The sequence below is a fragment of the Paenibacillus sp. GM2 genome, from assembly GCF_900069005.2.
GTDB lineage: Bacteria > Bacillota > Bacilli > Paenibacillales > Paenibacillaceae > Fontibacillus.
On record NZ_LN831279.1, the window covers coordinates 3,433,886 to 3,460,001 of the forward strand.

At 48.3% G+C, this 26,116-nt stretch carries 18 protein-coding genes and 1 CRISPR repeat array; of the genes, 5 read left to right on the plus strand and 13 right to left on the minus strand.

Annotation, left to right across the window (positions count from 1 at the left end; translation table 11 throughout):
• A partial coding sequence (locus tag BN1360_RS25100; protein WP_148466655.1) for a LysR family transcriptional regulator occupies positions 1 to 160 on the minus strand: 160 nt, incomplete at its 3' end.
• Between the two features lie 130 nt (positions 161 to 290).
• On the opposite strand from BN1360_RS25100, the gene BN1360_RS25105 reads away from it, so the two are divergent.
• Both BN1360_RS25105 and BN1360_RS25110 read left to right on the plus strand, forming a co-directional pair.
• Positions 291 to 1,514 carry an amidohydrolase gene (locus tag BN1360_RS25105; RefSeq protein WP_068782602.1) on the plus strand — a complete coding sequence of 408 codons (1,224 nt, stop codon included), beginning with the start codon at positions 291 to 293 and terminating at the stop codon, positions 1,512 to 1,514.
• A gap of 50 nt (positions 1,515 to 1,564) precedes the next feature.
• Entirely contained in the window at positions 1,565 to 2,779 is a 1,215-nt protein-coding gene (locus tag BN1360_RS25110) for an amidohydrolase (RefSeq protein ID WP_068782603.1), read from the plus strand.
• Positions 2,780 to 2,841: 62 nt separating this feature from the next.
• Here the strand turns inward: BN1360_RS25110 and BN1360_RS25115 are convergent, their stop codons facing one another.
• From BN1360_RS25115 to BN1360_RS25125, 3 genes are all read right to left on the minus strand, one after another.
• Complete coding sequence (locus BN1360_RS25115) at positions 2,842 to 7,704, minus strand: S8 family serine peptidase (RefSeq protein WP_068782604.1); 4,863 nt, start codon at positions 7,702 to 7,704, stop codon at positions 2,842 to 2,844.
• A 406-nt stretch (positions 7,705 to 8,110) separates the two neighbouring features.
• On the minus strand, positions 8,111 to 8,458 hold the full coding sequence (locus tag BN1360_RS25120; RefSeq protein ID WP_068782605.1) for a hypothetical protein: 348 nt from the start codon (positions 8,456 to 8,458) through the stop codon (positions 8,111 to 8,113).
• 68 nt (positions 8,459 to 8,526) lie between these two features.
• Positions 8,527 to 10,815, minus strand: a complete 2,289-nt coding sequence (locus BN1360_RS25125) for an ATP-binding cassette domain-containing protein (protein ID WP_229521104.1) — start codon at positions 10,813 to 10,815, stop codon at positions 8,527 to 8,529.
• Between the two features lie 110 nt (positions 10,816 to 10,925).
• Here BN1360_RS25125 and BN1360_RS25130 point away from each other — a divergent pair, with 110 nt between their 5' ends.
• A complete protein-coding gene (locus BN1360_RS25130; RefSeq protein WP_068782606.1) occupies positions 10,926 to 11,873 on the plus strand; it encodes a helix-turn-helix transcriptional regulator in 948 nt (315 codons plus the stop codon).
• 169 nt (positions 11,874 to 12,042) lie between these two features.
• Here the strand turns inward: BN1360_RS25130 and BN1360_RS25135 are convergent, their stop codons facing one another.
• The 3 genes from BN1360_RS25135 to BN1360_RS25145 form a co-directional block, all read right to left on the minus strand.
• On the minus strand, positions 12,043 to 12,813 hold the full coding sequence (locus BN1360_RS25135; protein WP_068782607.1) for a nucleotidyltransferase domain-containing protein: 771 nt from the start codon (positions 12,811 to 12,813) through the stop codon (positions 12,043 to 12,045).
• Positions 12,814 to 12,912: 99 nt separating this feature from the next.
• Positions 12,913 to 13,914 carry an SMI1/KNR4 family protein gene (locus BN1360_RS25140; RefSeq protein WP_082790216.1) on the minus strand — a complete coding sequence of 334 codons (1,002 nt, stop codon included), beginning with the start codon at positions 13,912 to 13,914 and terminating at the stop codon, positions 12,913 to 12,915.
• A gap of 32 nt (positions 13,915 to 13,946) precedes the next feature.
• On the minus strand, positions 13,947 to 16,211 hold the full coding sequence (locus tag BN1360_RS25145; RefSeq protein WP_068782608.1) for a hypothetical protein: 2,265 nt from the start codon (positions 16,209 to 16,211) through the stop codon (positions 13,947 to 13,949).
• A 124-nt stretch (positions 16,212 to 16,335) separates the two neighbouring features.
• On the opposite strand from BN1360_RS25145, the gene BN1360_RS25150 reads away from it, so the two are divergent.
• Positions 16,336 to 17,280, plus strand: a complete 945-nt coding sequence (locus tag BN1360_RS25150; RefSeq protein ID WP_229521105.1) for a MerR family transcriptional regulator — start codon at positions 16,336 to 16,338, stop codon at positions 17,278 to 17,280.
• A gap of 30 nt (positions 17,281 to 17,310) precedes the next feature.
• Here BN1360_RS25150 and BN1360_RS25155 read toward each other — a convergent pair whose 3' ends face one another.
• Entirely contained in the window at positions 17,311 to 18,765 is a 1,455-nt protein-coding gene (locus BN1360_RS25155) for an alpha/beta hydrolase (RefSeq protein ID WP_068782610.1), read from the minus strand.
• A gap of 198 nt (positions 18,766 to 18,963) precedes the next feature.
• Here BN1360_RS25155 and BN1360_RS25160 point away from each other — a divergent pair, with 198 nt between their 5' ends.
• Entirely contained in the window at positions 18,964 to 19,920 is a 957-nt protein-coding gene (locus tag BN1360_RS25160; protein ID WP_229521106.1) for a MerR family transcriptional regulator, read from the plus strand.
• Between the two features lie 47 nt (positions 19,921 to 19,967).
• On the opposite strand, the gene BN1360_RS25165 is transcribed toward BN1360_RS25160, so the two are convergent.
• From BN1360_RS25165 to cas2, 5 genes are all read right to left on the minus strand, one after another.
• Complete coding sequence (locus BN1360_RS25165; RefSeq protein ID WP_068782612.1) at positions 19,968 to 21,401, minus strand: alpha/beta hydrolase family protein; 1,434 nt, start codon at positions 21,399 to 21,401, stop codon at positions 19,968 to 19,970.
• Between the two features lie 191 nt (positions 21,402 to 21,592).
• Positions 21,593 to 22,987, minus strand: a complete 1,395-nt coding sequence (locus tag BN1360_RS25170; RefSeq protein ID WP_068782613.1) for an MATE family efflux transporter — start codon at positions 22,985 to 22,987, stop codon at positions 21,593 to 21,595.
• Between the two features lie 168 nt (positions 22,988 to 23,155).
• Positions 23,156 to 23,878: a PIG-L family deacetylase gene (locus BN1360_RS25175; RefSeq protein ID WP_068782614.1), complete on the minus strand. Its 723-nt coding sequence runs from the start codon at positions 23,876 to 23,878 to the stop codon at positions 23,156 to 23,158.
• On the minus strand, positions 23,875 to 24,186 hold the full coding sequence (locus BN1360_RS25180; RefSeq protein ID WP_068782615.1) for a DUF1806 family protein: 312 nt from the start codon (positions 24,184 to 24,186) through the stop codon (positions 23,875 to 23,877). The genes BN1360_RS25175 and BN1360_RS25180 overlap by 4 nt, the downstream gene beginning before the upstream one ends.
• 969 nt (positions 24,187 to 25,155) lie before the next feature.
• Positions 25,156 to 25,658: a CRISPR direct-repeat array (repeat unit 32 nt; unit sequence CTTTCAATCCACGCATCCACGAGGGATGCGAC).
• Between the two features lie 158 nt (positions 25,659 to 25,816).
• On the minus strand, positions 25,817 to 26,107 hold the full coding sequence (cas2, locus tag BN1360_RS25185) for a CRISPR-associated endonuclease Cas2 (RefSeq protein WP_068782616.1): 291 nt from the start codon (positions 26,105 to 26,107) through the stop codon (positions 25,817 to 25,819).
• Positions 26,108 to 26,116 lie beyond the last annotated feature (9 nt).

A 26,116-nucleotide genomic window follows, 5' to 3' on the forward strand; every position in this document is an offset into this window, starting at 1 on the left:
CCTTACCGCCTCTCTCCACTAACCGCGAGCCAAGCTCCTCCTCCATCGCTCTCAGCTGCTGACTTAACGGCGGTTGAGACATATGAAGCCGATTCGCTGCGGCGGAGATTTTCCCCTCTTCTACGATCGCTATAAAGTAACGAAGCTGCCGGATATCCATTCTTTTTATCTCCCTTAAATCAATTTGAGTATATGATAAACCTTCAGAAAACTAATTTTATTAATATTATCCATATAGTTATCTCTATGTTAGCATATGGGTATACAAAAACCAGAGGAGGCCGATAAGAATGACCGATCAAGCCTACTGGCTGAGGAACGTGCGCCTGGAAACGGGTTATCGTTACGAAGGCGGCACAGTGACAGGCACAGAGACCGATATTTTTCATATTCAAATTTGCGATGGAATCATATCGGCAATGGTGCCGGCCAATACTCCGCTGGAAACTCACTTGCCTATGCGGGAGGCCCATCAGCATCTGCTGCTCCCCGCGTTTAGGGATATGCATATCCACCTGGATAAGACGTACTATGGCGGACCGTGGAAAGCGCCGACGATGCCTGCCAAAGGGATCCTGACCAGGCTGGAGGAAGAGCAGGAGCTGCTCCCGCGTTTGCTGCCGGTGACAAAGGAGCGAGCCGGCAAGCTGCTTGACTTGCTGCTTCAAGCGGGTACAACGCATATTCGTTCCCATTGCAATATAGATCCGGTCATCGGCCTAAAAAATCTGGAGGCCATGCTTAGAGTAGCCGAGGCTTACAAAGATAAAGCATCCATCAAATTTGTCGCATTTCCACAGCATGGCTTGCTGCGCAGCGGCTCGGTACCGCTCGTAAGGGAAGCGCTGCGCCATGGAGCCTCTCTCGTAGGCGCCGTAGATCCGGCAACTCTCGATGAGAATATAGAGAAGTCGCTGCAGACGGTTATGGAATTGGCCGTCGAAGCCGATGCGGACATCGATCTGCATCTGCATGATCCAGGGCATCTCGCTATCTTTACTTATAAACGCCTGGCCGCACTAACCGAAGAAGCGGGTTGGCAGGGAAGAGTGACGCTCAGCCATGCTTTGGCTCTGGCCCACATCCCGTATGAAGAAGCCGCAGAAGTTGCGGAACTGCTTGCGCATCAAGGAATATCGATCACCTCTTCAGTCCCGTTAGGAAGGACGATTCCGATTCCTCTTTTACATGAAAAGAGGGTACAGGTGTCGCTTGGTGACGACAGCATTACCGACCACTGGTCCCCGTTCGGAAGGGGCGATGTGCTGGAGAAAGCCGGAATATTGGCGGAGCGCTTCAATCTGAGCGATGAACGGTCGCTGGGGCAAGCGCTGAAGTTTATTACCGGGGGCATTACCCCACTTAACGAGGCGGGACAACAAGTCTGGCCGCAAGTCGGCGACGCGGCCAATCTCGTTCTGGCAGAGGCCAGCTGTTCCGCAGAAGCAGTTGCACGACGAGCGAGAAGAGTAGCTGTAATCCATCAGGGATATCCGGTGATCGGTTCACTATAATCAATCCACGTATTCGGATAGTGGGAATGACTAAGAGAGGATGAATAAAGATGAGTTCAACATTTTGGCTGATGAATGCCCGATTGGAGAGCGGCTTTGAGGTGGAGCAGGGGGTTGTCATCGGTACACGAACAGAGCTGGCCCACTTGCTGATTCAAGACGGAGCCATCGCGAAGATGATCCCTTCCAGCGAGATCATCTATGACGAGCTGCCGCAAAAGGATGCCAAGCAGATGCTGATTTTGCCATCCTTTATCGAGAAGCACTGTCATTTGGACAAAACGCTGCTGGGTGATCGGTGGAGAGCCGTTACTCCGGTAAGAAGTATATTTGAACGACTTGCTATCGAAAAGAATACCCTTCCTGCAGTGGAGACGCCTACAAAACAACGCGCAGAGAAGCTGCTTGATATTTATCAGAAATCCGGGGTTACTCATGTGCGCACCCATGTCGATATTTATCCGGAAATAGGTCTTACAAATCTGGAGGCGGTGAAGGAAGCTCTGCATACCTTCGAAGGCAAGCTGTCGCATGAGATCGTCGCCTTCCCGCAGCATGGACTATTTGCGTCCAAGGATCTGCTTAGAGAAGCGCTGCGCCAGGGGGCGGGCTTCATCGGCGGGGTGGACCCGGCAACGGTGGACGGAGATATCGAAGCCTCACTTCAGCTCATGGTTGAACTGGCCGTTGAGGGCGATGCCGGAATTGATCTTCATCTGCATGATCCTGATCACTTGGGCGTGTTCACCATGAAGAGACTCGCTCAGCTAACAAAGGAAGCGGGTCTGCAGGGCAAAGTTTCCGTAAGCCATGCTTATGCGCTTGGAGATATCCCCCTTGCTCAAGCCGAAGCGCTGGCTGAAGTTCTGGCGGACGCAGGAATCTCGATTATAACAAGTGTACCTATCGATCGGAAATTCCCGCCTGTTGGCCTATTGGATCAGAAGGGCGTACCGGTGTCCGTCGCCTGCGATAACATCTTTGATGTCTGGTCGCCTTTCGGTAACGGGGACCTGCTGGAACGGGCCAGCCGCTTGGCTGAGGTGTCCGGTTGGGTGGATGAACGCGCCTTGGCCAAGACGCTCTCGTATATTACAGGCGGACGGACTCCGCTTAACTATCAAGGTGAACAAATCTGGCCGCGAGTTGGGGATGTGGCGAACCTCGTCGTAGTTGAAGCTTCCTGCTCCGCCGAAGCGGTAGCGAGAAGATCGAAACGGATTGCTACGATGTACCAGGGAGAAGTTGTAGCTGGCGAGCTGTAAATAACAACAAAGGAACTGCCGGAGGTTTGCGCCCCCGGCAGTTCCTTTGTTGTTGTACAATTTTATTTCGTGTACCCTTTAAAAATACGATAGACTACTACCGCGGCTTCCGCGCGAGTCGTATTCTCCTGCGCAGCGAAGCGGGTCTCGCCTCTACCTTGCATAATCCCGAGTGCCGCTACCTGGGCAACCGCAGCCTTGGCCCAATCCTGGATCTCGGCTTGGTCGGCGTAATCCGGAAGGGAGGATTCCGCCCCCTCAGTCACCTCCAAATACTTCAGTACCCTGGACAGAATGACGGCCATTTCGGCGCGGGTAATGCTCTGATCCGGAGCAAAGGTATGATTCGCATACCCATTGATCCATCCGGCAGATACTGCGGCCTGAACTGCGTCATAATACCAGCTTCCGGACAGGACATCGCTGAACTGAGTTGCGCTGCTCTCACTCTGGCCAAGCTCCAGCGTCCTTACTAATAAGGAGACGAATTCAGCGCGGGTTACTTGCTTGCCTGGTGTGTAACGATCCGCACTCGTTCCTGTAACGATGTCCTTGGAAGCAAGCACTTCAATTTCATTAACCGCCCACGGATAATTTGTGTCGTTGACATCGGTGAAGGCGATATTTTTAGCCATAAACATATAGCGGCTGAAGCTGTTCAAATGGGCGATTACCTTGCCGTCAACCAGGCGGGCTGTACGTCCACTAAGTTGACCGCTCTCGCCGATCTTGAACAGATTGATCTTCTCACCGTTAGAGCCGCCAATCTGGAGTGCCTCCAGCGGTATGGAAACCTCTGCCGGCTTGCTGAAGGTGACATTCTCGATCGCTTTTCCATCCTTATCAAGGATAGCAAAGTCGTAGTATACACCAAATGCCTTCATGGTCGAGCCCAGTTGCAGGCCCTTCAATAAAGCCTCTGTATCCTCCTTCGTGGCGACACTTCCTTGCACAAAGGCGGCATCTGGCGAGGTGATCGCACCCGCCGGAATCGTTACTGTCAAACCGCCTTCAAGCTTCAGAATTGTAGGTTCTCCAGCCTTGATCGCTTCTTTGACAGTTCCCGTTGATGGAGGCGTGGCTGGTTGAGTTGGAGCGGTTGGTGTTCCACCGCCGCCGCTGCTGCCGCTGCTTCCACCGCCAGGATTTTCATTGCCTGACCCCGACTCAGTGACGGTAACATCCACGGATGCCTTCAATCCCTCATACGAAACTTCAATAGCTGTATTGCCTTTCTTGTTGCCTTTCACAATACCTTGTTGCACCGTGGCTATATCAGAATTATTTACTGTATATGCCGCTTTGTCGGTCACATCGGTTATTGAACCGTCCGAAGCTTTATAAGAGACGGATAAATTCCCCGTGCTGCCTGCCTTGATGGATAGAGATTGCGGTGTTACTGACAGCTCCGGCTGTTGGACCGACTTAACCGTCAGTTCAATCGCCTCGTTCACATCAATCGGAATTTCATTGCCGTACCGATCCAGCAGTTCCAGATTCGCTATTTTGAATGAATATTGTCCAGCAGGCGCACCAGCAAAGCCGAATGAAGCCAATGAACCTGTACCGATATATCCATCAACATCATGCAAACTGATCGAGAACTCATGTCTGCTTGAAACAGCATCATATTGGTAGACGGCATCCGTAACCGTCAGCGCAGCATCCGGGTTATGTTGAGCCTGATGCTCTGTCAGCTCCGGACTTGGTGTTGCCTTCACATTTTCAAATGCATTGCTGTACAGCAGATCAAATTTAGCCGAATAGACAGCATCGGTTACGCCGAATACGACATCTAACGAGAAGGGCTCATTCGGCTGTACTTGTGCCGGACTAATTGTCGGAGCCGCAAAGTTAGTCAGTTTATAATCAACGATATGGGCCGGATCAATCAACCCGTTGCCTGCAGCGTCATATACGTAAACCTCAAAGGAGTTGTCTCCTAAAGAAATCGGTACTTGAATCGTAAAGTGGCCCGAATCATCGATTGCTCCATCAACGACTTGCCCTTTATTGCCATCATCATACCAAGCCGCAACCCCGACCACGTCATTCATTTCAAGACCAACGGTATCCTTGAGTTGAATTAACAAATCATCCGTAACCTGGCCAGAAATCACGGCAGTCTGATTTCCTGTATCAGCGACAATTCCCGGATCATCCAGCTTAGATACAGGAGCTTCCGTATCGATGATAAATGGAGTAACTTGGGACTCAACAGGAATAGGATCATCCAATAAGCTGCCTGCAAATGGTACTAGTAAATACAAATCATCCGAAGGCTTCACAAGTTGACCCGATGGTGCATAGAAGGATCCGTTCCAATTTTTCACACTATAAGTTCCAGGATCGATTCCATCCGCATCGGTTTCAATGATTGTACCCAGCCAATCACCTTCTGCCGAAAATACATCCAACGAGAAATATTCAATAAACTCGGTAATCGTAAATTTTATATTGCTTGTATCATATAGCGTATCGCCATTCGGCGAGAAAATATTCGGATTCAGCTCCAAGTCAGTGACAACCTCGGCTGCTGGAGCTTCACCAACATAGACCGCTATCGGCAGTTGAATAACGTGGCCGCCTGCTTCTGTCAGAATCAGTTCACCTTCATAACGCTGATCCGCTGCATTAGCGGGAACGGTAGCTGTAACTGTAAAGGATTCCTTGCCCCCTGCAGATACGTCAACTGCATTTTTCGATGTTGTTAATGTAACTGGAGAAGATCCATACCACTCAGTTCTGATCGAGTAAGATGAATCCGCATTGGAAATATCCTTGACTTCCACCTTGCGTTGGGCACTCTCGCCATAATTAATGTAACCGAAGGAGAGGCTGCCTGTATGATGGATATATTCTCCTCCATCTTTTATCGCAGTGGTCTTCGCTTCTACCTCGGCAACTGCCTTCGCTTTCAATACGTTATTCAGGTCGACTCTTCCCGCGCCTTGATCCATATGAGTATAGCGATTGCCATCGCGATCGATAAGCTTGACGGCATTATTCATTAACAGTGACTTAATATCATACTGATCCAAATTAGTATACTTCGCTCTTAGCAATGCAGCCGCCCCGGCAATATGCGGAGCTGCCATACTCGTTCCGTTCTCCGCTTTATACCAGCCTTCATAATCGGTCACACTGGAACGAATGCCAATGCCCGGTGCAGAAATATCCGGTTTAACCGCATAGGAAGGTTTGGCTGGTCCACGTGAGCTGAAGCCTGCGACGATATCCTTTTCGATGGTTGTTGTGAAATTAACCTGTATACTCGGATCCGCATCAAGCTTGGCCTTTATCTGATTGCCATACGTGCCGGAAAGCGCATATACCGGAATTGATATAGTAGCATCGCCTAAGGTGCCGCTCTCCAGCGCTTCTGGCGCATTGTTATAGATAATCGCTGCTGCGGCCCCTGAATTAATGGCATTTGCAGCTTTTTCGCTAAATGCAATTTCCCCGCGTTTGATAAATGCAATTTTTCCGCTTAAATCTTTTCCTGTGTAGTCCTCAGGCTTGCCCAAGCCTACATCAACAAGCTGATAAGAACCCGTAAGATTCTCGATACCTTCCGATTTATCAAAAGAATCCACTTTGAATTCTTCAGCTGAGCCAACGATCTTTAGGATCGGAGTGACTAACGGAGGCTTGGAGGCTCCTACGGAAATCACCAGTTCGGCCGTTCCCGGATCGGTTACTGTAGCGTCGGCCGGGCCGCTGTTACCGTTGGATACAACAGTAATTGTACCTGCGGCCATGGCATTATTCACAGCTACTGAATCGGCAGATCTCTCATTATTCGTCTCCGAGCCAAGTGACAGGTTAATAACATCCATTTTTTCCTGTACTGCCCGCTCAATGCCTGCGATTACATTTGCTGTAGAACCGCTGCCGTAGGGTCCCAGCACCTTATAAGCATGGATTTCGGCTTCCGGGGCTACGCCTGTAATCCCTGGTTGTCCATCCTTGCCTACGCCACGGCCTGCAATAACACCGGAGACATGACTGCCATGCGCAGTCCAGTATGGTTTACCCGTTACTGGATGCAATTCAGGTAAACTTGGATCTAACGAATGCGCATCATCATAATCCTTTCTCGTGGTCTCATAGGGAATGTTATCATTATTCACGAAGTCATAACCCAGATCATTAGGGTCCACTGCGCCGGCAAGATCAGGATGATCATAAGCAATCCCCGTATCAATTACCCCTACCTTGATTCCGGCTCCTTTAACCCCCTGGCTCCAGAAGGCTTCACTGCCGATGAACGGCACGCTTCCTTCCGGTGCTGAAGTAGCACCACTATTGGGCTCCTCCAAAGCATATACTGTGTTGTTTGGATAAATCGCTTTTACACCGGGAATATTGAGCAAATCTTCGACTTGATCAGCGGCAATCTCAAGCGAGAATCCATTGAATACTTCGGAATACTCACGATCAATATCCACATTAAGCCGTTTGGTCGCTGATTTCTTGAAAGTATCCTGCTCTGTCTTCACTTGCAGCTGATGTGAAATAGCAGCCGCACCGATCCGCAGATTCTTATGGCTCGCTTCAAACACCTTCACCGGCTCGGATTGCAGTTCCACAATGACGGAAATGCGTGCTGTACTATCTGAGAGGGGAACATAGTTCTGGGGTTGAATCGCTGCCTTGTCAAGACTGTCTATCTTCTCAATTTGCAGTCCATTGGCCTGCCGCTTTGCTGACTTCAACGCATCTGTTTTAGATGGCTTCTCCAGCGTTACGTTCTGATCCAGACTGCTCACATCAAGCGATATAGCCTTCGGATCTAGCTTCGAAATGATCTTCTGGGTTCCGCCCGTATCCGGCGAAATACCTTCCTGCGCTCCTACTGCTGGCAGTATTAGCGTGAAGGCTAATAAGAAGCTTAGTAAACTACCGACAATTCTCCTCTTCAAGCACTCTCATCTCCTTCAAAATATTTTTGTATGCGCTGGCAAGGTTGTATTTTATAGTAACTTCTATATTTCCTACAATTTTCCTTCTATTATTACAACTATATTTATCGGGATAATAGACTAAAATCCGACGATTATCTTCCTTTCTCCTTGCCAAATGGATTGGTTCTTGTCTAAATATGCCATTGGGAGCTTTGCCGGACTATATTTAGACAAAAAAAGTCAAGTAAAATTAAAGGAATCTACTTCCTTGTCTTACTTGACTTGTAGGCAATTGTGTCATTAATAGTAGATTTTGTTCTTATTTTTTGTTATCAATTTCCCCATTCCATTCTAGTTATCTAGTCGCCAAAAACCTTCCAACAAATAAAAAAAGGAGCCTGGGCCCCTCTTACCGTAAATCTACTTATTTCTTGTCTACTTGCAACAACGTAATATTTTTCAGCGAAAAAGTATCTCGTATGCTCTCTTCGGAGATAACCTTCAGCTTGATCAAGCTGGTGACCTTGGACGGGTCTGCTTTAGACAGCATACGCCATACTTCCGGGTCTGGCAGCGCCTCATACAGCTTCTGATCGTCGAACTCTTTACGCTCCTGCTGAACCAGCTTCACTTTGTAATGCCCGATCTCCAGCGCAGACGCTCCTTGCTCATTACAGTGGTGAATGATCACCCCCCGCAATTCCGACAATTGCTGCTCAATTTCCTTCTGCTGCTGTTTTAGCTGGTAGTATTGCTTCACCATTTTATCCATTTTCGCCTCACTCTCCTCCACACATATATATGTAGAGACCGTGAATTTAGGACAAACGTGAACTCTGCTCACACCCCATCCCGTTTCCAATCCCGTAAATATCGCCTCAAGTATTGACCCGTGTGCGATGCTTCGCAATGAGTGATATGCTGCGGCTCTCCTGTATAGACGATCGCTCCGCCCTCTTGCCCTGCCCCAGGACCCAGATCAATGATCCAATCCGCCTGCGTCATCCAGTCCAGGTTATGCTCAATCACTATAACGGTGCTGCCTTGGTCCACCAGCCCCTCTACCGTTGCCAGCAGCTGCCGGATATCCGACATATGAAGCCCTGTCGTGGGCTCGTCAAGCACATAGACCTCACTGCGGCGCTCCATTTCCTTGGCCAGCTTAACCCGCTGCAGTTCTCCCCCGGATAATGTACTTAAGGGCTGGCCCAGCGACATATAACCAACGCCAGCCGATTGCAGGCGCGCCAGTATTTGCAGAATATGCTTCTCCGTAAAAAATTCGCCAGCTTCGTCCACCGATAGCTCCAGCACATCGCTCATATTTTTATTGCGCCAAAGAAACGATAGGACCTCCTTGCTAAATCTACGTCCCTCACAGGCTTCACATACGATTTCAATAGAGTCCATAAAAGCCAAATCAGTGCTTACCCTTCCCGTTCCTTTGCACTCCGGGCACGCCCCGCGCGAATTGAAGCTGAACATGGACGGCTCTGCCTGATTATTAGCCGCGAATAGATTCCGAATCAGATCGAACATGCCGGTAAAAGTAGCGATATTGGAACGATTCGAAGCGTGGACGGGCTCCTGGTCGATATAAACCGCCTTCGGGACGATACTTCTGAGCACCTGATTCACTAGCGTGCTTTTGCCTGATCCGGCTACTCCCGTGATCACGGTCATCACTCCCTTAGGAATATCTACAGACACGTTCTTCAAGTTGTGCAGGCTGGCATTGCGGACGGGCAACCAGCCGACAGGATTCCTTAAAATCTGTTTAAAGGCAGGCCTATCATTTAAAAAAGTTCCTGTTAACGTGCCCGACCTCAGCAAACCTGGAAGATCACCTTCATATACCACCTGCCCACCTTGTGCTCCCGCCTTTGGCCCCATTTCGATCACATGCTCAGCGATTGCAATGACATTTGGATCATGCTCGACGATGACAAGGGTATTGCCCTTGTCTCTTAATCGCTTAAGCAGCGTATTGATCCGATCGATGTCATGAGGATGCAAGCCGATGCTCGGCTCATCGAAAATATACACCAGGTCGCTTAAGCTGCTCCCCAGCTGCCGTACCATTTTGATCCGCTGCGATTCGCCGCCCGATAAAGTGGCGGTTTCCCGGTTCAAGGTCAAATATCCAAGGCCGATGGACAGCATCTGCTGCAGCCGAAGTGTAATGGCTTCGACCATAGTCGCCGCTGCCGGAGCTTGAATCGTAGGCATAAACTCAATCAGCTCGCTAACCTGCATCCCCGTACACTCGGCGATGTTCTTCCCGTTGATTCGGCTGGCAAGAACCTCGGCATTCAGCCTTGTTCCTTGGCATTCCGGACATACAGCTTGTCTCACCACACGCTTAATCTCTTCTTTATACAGCTTGGAGTCCCTGGAGTCCTTGCTCAAAAAGCTGCGGGTAATACGGGGAATCACTCCCTCATACAACGAGGTTGTCGGCCAGCCTTCTGTCGGATGAGGAGGTTTAAAGCCTGATTTATACAGCAGTGTATCCCACTCTTCTTCTGTAAAATCCTTCAGCTTCTTATCATTGTCGAACAGACCCGTACAGACGTACCGCTTCCAGCGGAAATCACCGGGCCGGAAGGTTGGAAAACAGATCGCTCCTTCGTTTAATGATTTTTCCCGGTCGATCAGCTGCTGCGTATCAATTTCCTTTGCGATGCCCAGCCCCTCACATCTCGGGCACATCCCCCGCGGATTGTTAAAGGAGAAAACCTCAGCTTCCCCGATATAAGGCTGGCCAATCCGAGAGAATAGTAGGCGAAGCAAGGAGTAAATATCCGTGATGGTGCCTACCGTTGATCTTGAGTTTCCGCCAATGCGCTTCTGGTTGATGATGATGGCAACCGGGAGGTTCTCAATCGCATCCGCATTCGGTTGTCCGTAATGAGGCAGCCGATGGCGAATAAAGCTCGAATAAGTCTCATTTAGCTGACGCTGCGATTCCGCGGCAATGGTATCGAATACGAGCGCTGACTTCCCTGAGCCGGAGACGCCGGCAAATACGGTGATCTGCTTCTTAGGAATGTCTACACTGATATGCTTCAAATTTTTCTCACGTGCTCCAATAACTTTGATCTTGTCATTCATCCTTGTCTTTGGCATGTGGTATTGCCCTCCTTTTGCAGGCTTTTTGTCTGTCTGTAAGGAATAGCATATACTCTTAACATGACAACTCTTGTCTTGTTTAAGCAAATTACTAATTGGGGGAAATCATGTCTAAGACTAAGCTGCTGTTTGACCTGATTATGTACGTAAATTCCCGACGAAGCTTTACGGCCCAGGAGGTCGCCGATGAGTTTGGCGTTTCCGTCCGTACCGCGCATCGCTATTTAATGGAGATCAGCGAAATGGGCGTACCCATATACACGGAACAAGGGCGCAACGGAGGGTATCGTACCCTTAAAACCCGAGTGCTTCCGCCGGTTTTATTCGATGAGAACGAAGCCCTGTCCATCTTTTTCGCCTTCCGTTCGCTGGCGTTCTATGAGTCGCTGCCCTTTGACACAGATATCGAATCGGCTTCAAGAAAGCTGCTTGCAGCGCTGCCGGAAGATACGGGGAAGAAGATCAACCAACTGGAGACGGTACTATCCTTTTGGAATCCGAAGCGAGGCCTGACCGCCCCTTATTTAAAAGAGCTGATCGAAGCCGCTGCGGAGAACCGGATCATCACGATAACGTACCAGTCCAAGAGCGGCGATAAAGAGAGAAATGTGGCGCCCATCGGGGTTTATACGAATGACGGATTATGGTATATGCCTGCTTATGATATGGACAGCGCTAGAATTCAGCTGTTTCGAGTGGATCGTATTTTGTCATTAACAGTTAAGGAGGACAAGTATAAGGTGGGAACGGAACTAAGGGAATGGCTGCAAAGTTATGCCATCTCCTCCCCCGTCCGTCTGGTGGTGGAATTAACCCGGGAGGGACTACGGAGAAGCCGCAGCAAACCCTGGTATGAGCCTATCTTGCTCGAAGAGGAACGCGAGGATGGAATCCTCGGACTGATCGACACGGTGATCGACCACAACGAAATCCCATTCACCGCTGAATTTTTTGCCCAGTTGGGGAAGGAAGCACGGGTCATCGAACCGCAGGAAATCATCGGCCATATTCGTTGCCATGCGGAGGCGCTGTTGGCGCATTATCAGAAGGGATGAAGTTTCGGTCTGCCCCGCAGGTGGGTGCTGCACATCCCCGGTTCGATAGATTGTTTAGCCCAAATACTCGCTGCTGCTTTTAGGGCATTTGCATAGGATGCTAAAACATAGGATTCCTGCATATAGATTCCCTTCACGATTCGAACAGCTCTGAGCAACTCTAAAATCCCTAGTTCCATACTTTCTGCAAATACTTCCGATACAGCCCGTCCAGAAGCTCCGTTGGATCTTCGTGATCAACTTGCACGGATTGCGCGAATTCTGACATATGCTCAATCTCTCGTGCAACAAATTCGTTGATGACATCAACACGCTGCTCCAGATTGAGTTCTTCTCCAGCAAGTTTCCTACTCAATAAATCCTCAATAGCTGCCCTTAGCTCCGGCTCCGTCACCAGGTCTCGAATCAGCTCCTGGAACAGGATCGGCGGACTGGTATTATATTTCTCAATCCATTGGCAAGCAAGAATCGGTCTAAGCACGTAGAAATATTTCTTAATCTTCACCTGTTCTCCCTGCAAATATTCCCGGAAGTTCCCCTTCGCCATATGCAAGTAGTGATAGACCGAAGCCTGAGGGGAGAAGATACGCTCTCTTAACGCAAGCATCTCTTCTTTGAATCCATAGGCCTCATAGTATTGAATATCCGATACAAGCCATTCCAGAAGGGCCGGGTTCGATTTGCGAAACAGCTTCAACGCTTTTCTGATGTCCCAGCCATTGATGTCCAGCTGCTCATTAATCGGAAGCTCAATGACATCCCGTTTCTCATCAATGGACAAATACCACTCCGGCCGATGAATATAGACGAACCGCACATCATAATCACTATCCTGCGACGGAAATCCCCAAGCCCGGCTGCCCGATTCCACGGCAAACAAAATCTTGACTTGGTGCTCCTGCTCGATTTTCAAAATTTCTTCCACAATGATCTGCCTCAAGCAACCGCCTCCTCTGTACACCTACGAATATAGGAATTTCTAACTTCATCGGGAATGAATCTCCAGTAATTAGCTGCCATCGACAACAGCTGAGCCGGTTTAATACTCGATTTCATCCATCAGACTTAAATTTCGGTTTGATTCGCGCAGCAAACCTGTAAAGGAATCGGCAACATAATAGACAAAATCGGGGTCATGCACATAACTGATAATCTGCCCGTATGTGCCTTGATCGGAAGGATCCAGGTCAAGCATTAAATATAGAGAGCCGCCGGCCATCGTGGCAAACGGAAACCATTTTCTATAAAATAAATAAGGCTTAATTTCCGGGGCCAGCTCCCGAATCTCTTCTTCGGAATAATACTGCGTGAGCAGCTCATCCCGTTCGCAGAAATAGCCCTTGGTCTTTTCCATTTCAGCCAGGGACATGATGTAGTAGGGGACACACTCTTCCGCCTCGGCATCCCCTGGATACAAAATGTGAAAGGCATATCCGCTGCCGTCCTTGCGGCGATAGAAGCTGCGGAAGTCCTCAGGCAGAAGCACATTGAATTCCCTCTCGAACGCAGCCAAACTCTCTTCGCTGGCTCCTGCCAGCTCTTTATACTCGCCATGCAGCTCTTGGATTTCAGCGTCTGCCACTTTCTCCTGAAGCAAATGATCCAGCTCTGCTATCAGCGGTTCAAGCTGCTCTGAGACATATTCGCGATAACCCCAAAACGCTTCTTCCTCGCCCCCGTTATCCAGCAAAATCATAACGGCATAGGAGATCATATCCAGCCAATTCTCCATACGTTCAACTTGCTCTTCTGTCATCAAACCATTCGAACGCAGCATCCCATTCGGTTCTACCGCCCAGGCGCGCCCGAGCTTGCACAGGGTCCACAAGCATGATACGACCTCACGGTCCAACGCAGGCTCCCCCAGCTTGGCGGCGAGCGCGCGAATAACAGCCATTATTTCATGCAGATTTTCTTCCTTCAGCTCACCCTGGAACGGTCGAAGACTGCCCAGAAACCCATGCTCTGCTTGCGGCAAATGCACATCCTCATGCGCATAAGCGTGGCATTTCAGCAGATGAATGGCCTTTGAGATATCCATGTTTATTCCCTCCAGTCTTATACAACAGGACTTTAATTCCCCGCATAATTCACAATAACGGCTTCACGCGAACGTTCGTCATAGGCGATCCATAGCTCATCCCCAACTTCGACCCCATGCACGGGTTCAATCGATTGTTCGATCCGATATTCCTCATCTCCTCGTTGGACCGTAATGCGTGCTAAAGGACGGTCTCCGGTCGTACCGGCAAATTCAACGGAGGTCACCTTCCCGCCTCCTTGTCTGCCTTGAAGCAGACGCGCTTCTCGATCAAGCTCCTCTTTTCTCGCAGATACCTGGATGATAGAGCCAACCTGTACACTAAGCCCGCGAGGTACGAACTCGCTGTTCACCTTGCGAATCCGCTCCTGTCCATGACTGATCAGCACCTCAAGCACCATTAGCTGCCGATCCTGGATCGTAACCCCGCATGGCTGTATACGTGTAATCTCTCCTTGAAGTGTAAGCCTCTCCGCCATGCTCTGAGCCCGTGCCGATAAGCTTCCATATTCGAGCAGACGGGTCTGCCCTCCGATCTGGACAAGCGTTGCTCTCTCCCCAATCCGGTATTCGAACCCTATCGCCTGTACGACAGGAATGGAATAGGTATGGCCTGCAGCTTCAAAATGAAGCATCAGCGCACTTCCCCGCTGCGCTTTTCCCATAAAATCGATCTTAGTCAGCACTGCTCCTTCAATCGTCTTCGGCTTCACATGTTCCGCTACATCCGACGTATTAACAATCATAGCCTTGTTCTTGCTGCGATTATAACTAATCAGGATCTGGTCTCCAACCTGTATACGGTCCAGATGTGAAATGACCTTCTTAATCGCAATTTCCTTCGTCTGGCCTTCATCCAGGAAACGTACCATGAAGCGAACTTGTGGTTGATTATTAATATATGTCCCTGTCTCCGCCATTTGCATAACCGTTCCCGTAAGGGTAATCCCCTGCTCCAGCCCTCGTCTCAGCTTTGCTTGAAATATCACCGGTATAATGATCATTAACCCGTACATAACTATCGGAATGATGATCCAGAGGATCCAATTAATAATTAGGCCGTCTCCTTGCTTGACATACTCTATAAAGGTTTGGAAGGATCTATGGTTTTCTTCCTTATGAAGCTGCCATTGCTGAACCTTCTCTTGGGAGAGAAGCCCAAACGTTCCCTCACGCACATTCATCCATGCGGTAGAAGCCGACGCGTTGGAGTAATATAGCGTGTCATCCCCGGCGTCCTTATAGAAATGCAGCTTCGTTTCGCTCAGATTGTCATAAGTCAGCATGGACACGATCGCCGATACATCTGTAAATTGCTTCGTTTTTTCATTGTATAAGTATCCGAGCATATGCCCTTCTGCCTCATCCTTCGTGTTGGAGCCAGCAATCAAAGTCTCCTCATCGTTCAGCAGATACAGCTTCACCTGGTACACCGGCATCGGAGTTGGCAGTACAGTGCCCTCTTTTTTTGCTGCCGCATTATAATACCGGACTTGTTCGGGATATTCGGAATCCACTTTAAGCAGACTAGTCTGGTCCCGGTTCACCTGCTTTGCAAATTGGTAAGCGGCATGGTCCTCGGCTTCAAACGAGCCCTCTTCATCCTTTCTGATATAGGTAAGCGGAAGCCCCTGATCATTCAGCACCCCGCTTACATATGCCGTCCGGTCATCATGAAGATCCACCTCGAATATTGGCATAACGGCACCGCTCTCGAAGCTCCCGTGAACCGGCCGTATATATGTAGGTCTGGAGGGCAGCAGCTGGTTACTGTTCAATTCAACCTTCTGCAACTTCCCCTGGTTAACCTCAGCAATATAGGGAGCACTACCCCCATCTGTCCCCAGGACTATGACTTTGCCCCGCCAGGAGAACACATTATTGCTTACAAATCCAGTGTACTCCAGCGTTCCTTGCGCCAGTTCCTGCACGCCGCCTTCAGAATCGATCATATTTACTTCTAGCCGGTCTTCCGGATTATTCGTCACCAGAATCAAGCGGCCATTTTGATAGGCGGACAGGATCTGACTATGTATATTAGAATAGAGGGGCATCTCCTTAATAAGCTTCTCTGTCTTCACATCGTAAAGCTCACCTTTCAGTCCGCTGTCTTCATCTCGCGCAATCCCCAGAACTTTATTGCCACGGTCTAAAAAGAACAACTCCCGTTCGGATGTAAGCTCCCTATTCAAGTTAGCCTCAAGTTGATCCGTGTAATCCCTCCAGACCATAATACTTAAAATAATGGCCGGAATAAAAAACACCAGATTAAACAACAGCGAAATTCTTCTCTTCATTCAATCCCTCCTATCTCTCTATATAGAAACCTTCCTTTTATAGGCATATTTATTATATCATAGCAGAATAGCCTCACCCCTGTTATGGGGCGCAGGTAGTAAAATGCTAACAGGGGGGGATCAATTGGATAAGACATATTCCATCGGGGAAGCCGCAAAAATGACCGGAACCACTATCAAAACCGTCCGTTACTATGACAAGGTCGGACTGCTTAGACCCACAGAATATACGGAGGGCGGACATCGGTTGTACACGTCTTCCGATCTATGGCGGTTGGAGCTAATTACAACCCTGCGCTACCTGGATTTCGGGATCGATGAGATTAAAGAGATGCTTTCTGGCGAAATACCGCTGGACAAAGCACTCGACTGGCAGATTGAATCTATAGAGACACAAATGAGTACACTTTCAAATATGTTATCCATTCTGCGACAGGCGAAGGAGCAGGAAGAGGCTTCCTTGCAATATATTTATGATCTGGTGACCACGCGAGCCGTCAACACAGAGAAACGCCAGCAATTTATCCTTGAAAAAGTAGAAGAGTCCCAATTTTTAGAGGGCATTCCGGCGGAATGGAGAGACTCATTTCTGTATAACTTTAACAAACACATTATCAATCAAACGAAAATATCGGCCAAACAAACGATTGCTTGGCATGAATTGCAGGAGCTCCTGAACGATCCTCAGTTTATAGCCGACCTTAAAAACGATGAATTTCTATTCTTCAACATGGTCCATCGGCCTCATTATGATGCAGCAAGATGGGTCAAAAAACTTGAGGAAATTCACAACCGGTTAAATACGGCTTTGATGCAAAAGCAATCTGCCGAAAGTCCTTACGTTCAAAAGATTGTCGAGGACACGGCCATGCTGTATGCGAGCTCTGGACAATCCGTGAGCCAGGAGGATTTTTTTCGCTACTTTGCCGAATATTCGCAGCATCCGAGAACAGAACGAATCGAACGGTTCAACACGCTATGTTCTACTTTGAGCCCCAAATACCGCTTGTTCGCTAAAGGAAATGAGTTATTGCTGCAAGGCATACAATGGAAACTCAAGCAGCTGTAATCAACAAAGAAAGCTGAGGGCAAATTGCCCTCAGCCTTTCTGCAATGAAAACTCCGGATGGTCGCCGATATTCTGATCCAATAATTTTAGCGGCTGTTGCTTCAAATAATGGTCAAAGAAATCCAGCGTGTAATCGTTAATCAGCTGATGTACGCTTGTTACATCGACACCCTCCATCTTCTCAAATAAGGGTGAAATCAAATACATATCTGAAAACCCCATATGCTTCATGTTTTTGATGGTCATCCAATAGTTGCCGCCTTTGGATACGGACGCTTGCCGAGCAAATGTATCTGCAAAAAACTTGTCCAGTTCCTTCCGTGTTGTGCCTTGAGAAGCGATTTCCTCGTCGCTCATATGCGTAGTGCCAGCCAGAGTACCGTCCGCACTCATCATCAGGAATGGCTTCTTCAATCCATCGTCCGGAATTCGAAGCTTGCCGTAGAGTCCGCCGTCCATATTGATCGCTGCTTTGATTCGTGAATCCGTCATGAGCATTTGCGTGGTTGTTGCCCCGCCGAAGGAATGACCAAACATGCCGATGCGCTCCAAATCCATCCGATCCGTAAAACGATGGTCTGGATCACTCTTGGCGAGTTTCTCAACTTGATCGAGCACAAACTTGGCATCGTCCACCCATTCCTCGTTGATTTCATCGAGATAGTCAATGGTATTGCTCTCTTGGGGAACAAATGGTACAACACGGCCATCAGGGAACACCGATATTGTACTGCGGTACGTATGATCAATGCCCACCACAATATAACCATGGCTAACTAATTGTTCAATCTCGAATGTGTTTTGGTTCTTTGTCCCATTCAACGAATGCGAAAAAATGAGCACTGGATAGTCTGGTTCCTGATCAGATAATTTTGCCGCTTCGATTGCATGCGTTTTGGCATAGCCAATGCTCGTAAACAGTAGTTTTGGCATATGCAAAGCTGCGCTGTATCCCTCTGCAAAAATATCCGGGTGAGAAACATAAGGTGCTTTTTTTCCCTTCGCACCTTCACTTGCTGGATACCAAATTTGTATCATTAGCTCTCGTTTATCGCCTGGCTCGGGTGTATGGAGTTCCTCCCGTTTATCATCTTTCCAAGCATAGGATACGGTTCCGATTTTGTATGGACCTGTCGGTTTCTCGAAGGAAAATACCGGAAGCAAGAGTGGCAAAGCCACAGCAATGAAGGAATAAAGTACAGCCAATGCCGTAATTAGAGTCAACCGGAACCGGGATGTTTTCTTTTCTGCTTTCTTTGATTTGGAGAAATATCTTACAGCCAGGACTACGATCGGGATAAGCGTGATCAGATAGACCGGAATCATTTGCCAACGCATGCCTTCGATCAGCCCGTGCAGCAGCACGAATAGTGCTGAAATGCCCGCGCCCAGGATTAATCCTCGCTGTGACCGATTCCTGGTAAATATAAACCACCCCAGCAATAAAATATTCAAGATTGCGGACAACATTTCTAAAGTCCTCATAACGAATAAAACCTCCTCTTTTTCTGTTCCCTCTACTTGCTGAATCCAAGCATAAAACCTCCCCTAAGGGGACATTCAACACTCATTTTTCGCACCGCAAAGATCCGTGTATATGGAACGAATTAAGGAGCTTACCGTAAAAGACTAGAGGTCATTGGACCGACGTACATCATCTCATCAAACAAGGAGCTGTATTTTTTGGACAAGAAGTATCCTATCGGCGAGGTCGCCAAACTGACTGGGTCTACCGTCAAAACGATTCGCTATTATGACGAAATCGGACTGCTTAAACCTACCGCGTATACGGAAGGCGGGCACCGGTTGTATTCATCAGATGATATCTGGCGGTTAGAGCTTATTGCCACCTTGCGTTATTTGAATTTTGGCATCGATGAAATTCATCAGTTGATGGCAGGCGAGTTGACTGTCGAGAAAGCGCTGGCATGGCAGATCGAGTCCCTGGAAATCCAGGCGAACACGCTGGTAAATATGATAGCTATCTTGCGTCAGGCAGAGGCGCACGGGGAAGATTCACTGCGATACATCCACGATCTGGTGAACGCTCGAACCGTTAATGCCGAGAATCGCAGACAGTTCATCACGGATAAGGTGGAAGAGGCCCATTTATTCGAGGGCATCCTTAGCGAGTGGCGGGACCCTCTTTTATACTATTTCAACAAGTTCGTCGTCGATCACCCCAAGACATCGGCCAAGCAGGCCGCTGCCTGGAAGGAGCTGCAGGAGCTTCTGAACGATCCCCAATTTATCGCTGATCTCAAGCGGGTCGAGCTGCTCTTCTTACGAATTGTACAACGGCCCCGCTATAACGCCGCCACCTGGGGAAACAAGCTGAAGCATATTCAGGAGCGGTTGGATTCTGCATGGAGGAATAAATGCGCTGCGGACAGCAAGACGGTGCAGTCCATTGTCGAAGATATGGCCCTGCTGTATACGAATTCAGATCAGCTTAACCCTAATGAAGACTTTATCCAACATTATGTCGAATATTTCGAGAGTACCCAGACCAAACCTCTGGAACGATGCAACACATTATGTGCCATCATCAGCCCGCAATACCACCAATTGTATAAAGGAAACCTCCTTTTATATCAAGGCATCCAATGGCGGCTTGGGCAAAATAAACGCTTCATGTGAATCATCGAGGGCCCATCGCCCTCAACGATTCCAATGTCCAATATCACCTAATCTTTTTGCAGCGTGAAATCCGGATGTTCACCGATGTTCTGCTCTAACAGCTGAAGTGGCTGGCGCTTCAAATAATGGTTGAAGAAATCCAGGGAGTACGCATTAATAAGGCGGTGGGCCTGCCGTACATCCACGCCCTCCATCCGCTCAAACAGCGGCGAGAGCAGGTACAAATCTGTGAAGCCCATATGCGTCATATGATTGACCTTCATCCAATAGTTGCCGCCTTCGGCTACATGCTCATACCGCGCGAGCAGTCCTTCCATCATCTGTCTGAGTTCGGGTTCCTGTATTTGCTGTACGCTATTAAGCGATCCATCCGCACTCATCATAAGGAACGGCTTCGCCAATCCTCCGGCCGGAATCCGCTGCTTGCCATACAAGACGCCATCCAGATTCATGGCTGCTTTGATCCTCTCATCCTCCATAAGCATCTGCGTGCTTGTCGCTCCGCCAAAGGAATGACCAAACATCCCCACGTTCTGCAGATCCAGTCGTCCTGTAAAACGGTTGTCAGGATCATCGTTCGCCAACCTCTCCACTTGGTCGAGCACAAATTTTGCATCTTCCACCCATCCGGCATTGGCTTGATCCAGATACGAAGGCGAGTTCAAATCCTGCTGCACATAAGGAGCCACTCGCCCATCTGCAAAGACAGATGCCGTGCTGCTGTAGGTATGGTCGATCCCAACCACGATATAACCATGGCTGGCTAACTCCTCGACCTGGAAAGTGTTCTGATTCTTGTGTCCGCTAAATCCATGGGAGAACAGAAGCACTGGATAGGCCGATTCCACCTGAGACAGCTCAGCAGACTCGATCGCATGTGTCTTCACATAGCCAAACGTTGTGAACAAAACCTTTGGCAAATTCAGAATCGTGCTGTATCCTTCGGCGAAAACATCAGCATTCGTAATGTAAGAAGCAATGTGGCCTTTTGCCTGTGAATCGGCAGGGTACCAGATCTGCACCATCAACTCACGTGGATCACCGGGCTCCGAGGTAAAAGTCTCTTCCCGTTGTTCATCCTTCCAATCATAAGTCACCGTACCAACCTTGTACGGCCCTGTCGGCTGCTCGAAGGTAAAGATCGGCAACAGGATTGGCAGCGCGATGGCAATAGCTGAATACAGAGTGGCCAGAACTATCGTAGATATCCATCGAATAAGGGGTCTTTTCTTATAGCCATCCTTCTCTTTCCGCGGTTTGAATAACCGCCTGCCTGCCAACACCAGAATCGGGAGCAAAGTCAGGGCATAGACCGGAATCATCTGCCAACGCATCCCTTCAATGAACGCATGCGCCAGTACGACAATAGCGGAAGCGCCAAATCCTATGAGCAATCCCCGCTGTGTCTTGTTTCTCGCAAATAGGATCCAACCGAGCAATAAAACATTTAAAATCGTTGATGCCATTTCAATAGATCTCATAAACCTAAAACCTCCTTGTATACTGTTCTTGCTGTTTGCTCCAACCAAGCATACAACCTCCAGTAGCTGGAGCTTCAACCCCTGGAAAGCAAAAAAAATCGCCGATGCTCTTAATCCCAGCACCAGCGATTTTGCAATTTATGAATAAATCGAATATTCCGGATGACTCCGAACCATATTAGATGTTCCGGTCAAATCAGCTTGCGGCTGTACCATTTCTCGCCTTTGAACCTCCACATAAATATCGAGCCCCGGATGACCCATTCAGTTACCATAGCGATCCATACGCCCATGATGCCGAAGCCTAAAGTAATTCCGAGCAAATACCCTAGTATGACACGAAGCAGCCACATCGAGAGCAGCGAGGAGATCGAGGTGAAATTGGAATCTCCGGCAGCGCGTAGGGCCGATGGTGTTATGAAGCTGAACGACCAGAACAATGGCTGTGCGATCGCAATCAGCACGGTTAATTGGAAGATCGTCGGTATGATCTCCGCAGGTGGCGAGAACAGTCTGACAATGAACGGGAACAGCGGCAGCAAAATGATATCCCCTATAATGAAGAACACGGTAGACAGCCCGAGGAATGACTTGACGTACTTCCTGGCGTCAGCGATATTTCTGCGCCCGATACACTGGCCAACTACGGTTACGATGGCGATACTCAAAGCGTTGGCTCCAATTTGGAACAGCAACGAAATGGAGCCGCCAATTGCATTCACAGTAATAGCCAGCGTCCCCAGCTGTACGATAAATGTCTGCGTCAACAGCTTGCCGCCATTGAAGAACATCTGCTCCGCAGCGAACGGAATGCCAATGAACATAATCTTCCTCAGGATGGAGAAGTTGAGCCGCAGGGCATTTTTAATTTTGAAACGCAAGGTCTGGTTATACTTCAGCAAATAGATCACCGAAGTGACCATACCTAATATCCGCGCCGTCAGCATGGATACAATTAGACCCATAACTCCAAAGTCCAGTACTGTGATAAAAAGAATGTTCAAACATAAGAAGGTGACGTTCATGATCAGCGACAGCCCTAGGCAGGCTTTGGTCTCGGCCACGCCGCGAAGCGCTCCGTTAACCGCTTGGAATATAGCAATGAACGGATAGGAGATGCAGCTGCCGATCAGGTATATTTTTGCGTTCTGAAGCACGTCTCCCTCTGCCCGCCCGAACAATAAATTCAAAGTCGGCATATGAAAAATGATGACAAACACACTGATGAATACAGATATAATTGCAACAGCGGATATCGCCTGAGCGGCGGACTTCGAGACCATTTTATCGTTCCCGCTGCCCTTATATTGCGCCACGATAACAGTACCACCGGTAGCTACAGCAACGAATACGTTAATAAGAAAAATATTCAGCGAATCGACCATACTCACGGCACTCACCGCAGCGACCCCGGAGGAACTGATCATCGCCGTATTTAATAAGCTCATTAAAATAATAAAAGCCTGGTCAACCAGGATTGGAATAATAATCGCTATAATTTGTTTATAATCGAGGACTTCCCCCGTAAAATACTTATTGAGCAGAAACACCGATTTCTGCTTGAAGCTAGACATGGCAGTACTCATCGCATCATCACTTCTTTGGCATTATTTCTGTCTTATGGCTTCATTTCTTTTTTGAAAAAAGGTTATGCCGTCCTATTATACCACTCTTGTTGAAAGAATGAAGTGATATACAATAACTAGCAAAAAATGAACACTTTTACGCAAAAAGGAGGCCGAAAAGGCCTCTCTTTAGTGAAATAAGTCATAGTGATTATGCCGATCCGGGGCTGTCGGCTCCGCGTGGATAAAGTACTCGTACGCGCCAAATCGAGCCAATGCTTCATGGTCGGGACGCCATACCCATTCGTCGATCTCCGATTGACAGCGATGCGCCCGAAATGCAGCCAGCTTCGCTTCCAAATGAGCGGATACATCGATTTTTACAATATCGCCTCGGGTATATCCGTAGCGCTCCGGCTGCTCCATCATATTGCCGAACGAAATATAGTATAAGGAATCCTGCTTGCCGGCTCGGCGGCATGCCGCTGTGGTCACTTTGCCAATAGCGCAATGGTCGGGATGACCTCCAAGCGTCTCATGAAAGGTAAGCACGACGTCGGGAGCGGTCTTTTGTATAATCCCTTCAACCCGGGATATCAATGACTCCTCATCGATGAATTCCACTGTTTTGTCGCGAATGTCCAGAAATTGCAGCTGCTGAACGCCCAGACAGTCGCAGGCATTGCGCAGTTCCCGCTCGCGGGCTGCGGCAATCGTCTCCCGATTCAGATAAGGCGGATTCCCCATACGGCGTCCCATCTCGCCTCTTGTAGCACTGACGAGTGTGATCTGAACTCCTTCACTGGCGTATTTAGCAAGAGTACCTCCACAGATGAAACTCTCATCATCCGGGTGCGCAAGCACAAGCAGCAGCTTACGTGAGGATATGTTTGGGTTTAGAGGGTTGTTCATTCCGGGAAAGCCTCCTTTCCCAAATGAAGAGCGACATCCATTCGCCCCTTGTTATCAAACCCAGCCAATAGCAGGCGCCCTTGATCATCTACCTCATAATCCGTCAGCGCCTCCATCCGAAGCCAACCGTCACCGTTGAACCGAAGCGCCACACGATACGGCCCCTCCCCGGCAATATGAGCCTCCGTTAACTGCACCGTAAAATTACGGACAAACACATACGACGTCGCCTCACTATGCACATAAACGTTCGCCCCAACAAATCTGCGAAGCTCCTGCTCAACCGCTGATCTCTCAATTTTCTTCATGCTGAACGACCTTCTTTATATATTTACTAGTAACTTTATATATTATAGCAGGGTTTGAATGGGCGCAGCTACTGGGGGATGTGACAAAAACGGTCAAAACATATTTGAAACTATAGATCCATCAATATATGTGTCAGGTCTGACGAGAAGTGCCCGCTTCTCGTTTTCTCCCTCACAGACTGTCAATCCACACATCCGTGTAGGATGTGACGATTTTGAACATATGTCCAAGGAAGGGCTAGGATTCTTTCAACCCACACATCCGTGTAGGATGTGACAACTTCAATTGTTCGATCATTTCCTTATGTCCGGACTTTCAATCCACACATCCGTGTAGGATGTGACGGTACAATAAACCAAGCAACTACCATAATTGGCAGCTTTCAATCCACACATCCGTGTAGGATGTGACTTGAATTTGTGAGGACTGCGCTATATATGCGAACTTTCAATCCACACATCCGTGTAGGATGTGACTAAGAAAAGGGAGTGATTTTTATGGATCAAGACACTTTCAACCCACACATCCGTGTAGGATGTGACTCCGATTTTGATACAAATTCGGTGTTTTCTTATTGATTAAAAACTTTACAGCGTTTGAAAATTGATTTTAATTCCAATTATGGATGGGTACAAAAAAATATTTGGTGCGAATTCCCCAAGGATTTCATGTTCGCTTAGGGTTCGCACCATATTGTTATGCGAAAATCATTGAAATGCCTAGAGCTATATTCAACTTTCTATCATTCTTCTCTATTCTACCATAATGAATAATGCCACTAGCCAACTCAATGTTTGACTCTTAATTAAAGACTGTCTGGTTTTAGTTGGTTTCTATGGAAATTCAGCAGCGAATAGTTCAGTGGGTAGTAATCACCGCAAATTATTTACCTGCGAAGAGCTCGTACCTTCTATAGAGCAAGCTCTTCCATACTAAAAGAAGCTGGTGTGTTGACCACCTGCAGATCCTTTTCAATCCACACATCCACGAGGGATGCGACTACACTTTTTCCTTTCCATTGCGCGGCAGCTCACTTTCAATCCACGCATCCACGAGGGATGCGACTATAGCAAGAACTTATTTGTAAAACATCTTTCAGGTACTTTCAATCCACGCATCCACGAGGGATGCGACACTAAAGTCAAAGAGAACAAAGATTTTGTCTTTGTCCTTTCAATCCACGCATCCACGAGGGATGCGACGCTTTGTCTCCGGATGATTCACTTCGTGTATTGAGATCCTTTCAATCCACGCATCCACGAGGGATGCGACTTCCACCAGGATAACTTTTTCTGTACATGTAATCCTTTCAATCCACGCATCCACGAGGGATGCGACCCTGCGGGTGGGAAGCGTTAAAGGCTCAGGGCGTACTTTCAATCCACGCATCCACGAGGGATGCGACACTGGTCAATGTCAGTATTTCGCTCCATAGACTCCTTTCAATCCACGCATCCACGAGGGATGCGACTCCGATTTTCGAGTAAAAAGAGCTCGAAAATCGCATTTTCTATACAAAAACTAACTTCACAGGGGCGATAAAATTACATTTTATTACTTTAATGGATAAATCCAAAGATTTTCATGGTGCGAATCCCCCAGGGAAATCATGTTCACTTGGGGTTCGCACTACAGGATTAAGGGGCCCTCAAGATCGAGGGACTCCTTAATCCCAATATGTTCGACCTTATTCTTATAGTTGTTTCCAAGCTGATAGAAGCGTAGGCTGTCCTGCTCTTCGTCGATGATATCGATCAGCTTCATTTTCAGGACTTCAAACTCGGTGGCATCTACTACACACTCAAAGACGGAGTTCTGCACACGTTGTCCATAATTCTGGCATAACTTGGACACTTGCCGCAGCCTTCTCTGTCCAGTGCTATGCGTCGTACCTACATCATATGTGACCAATACTAGCATCGTCTACAC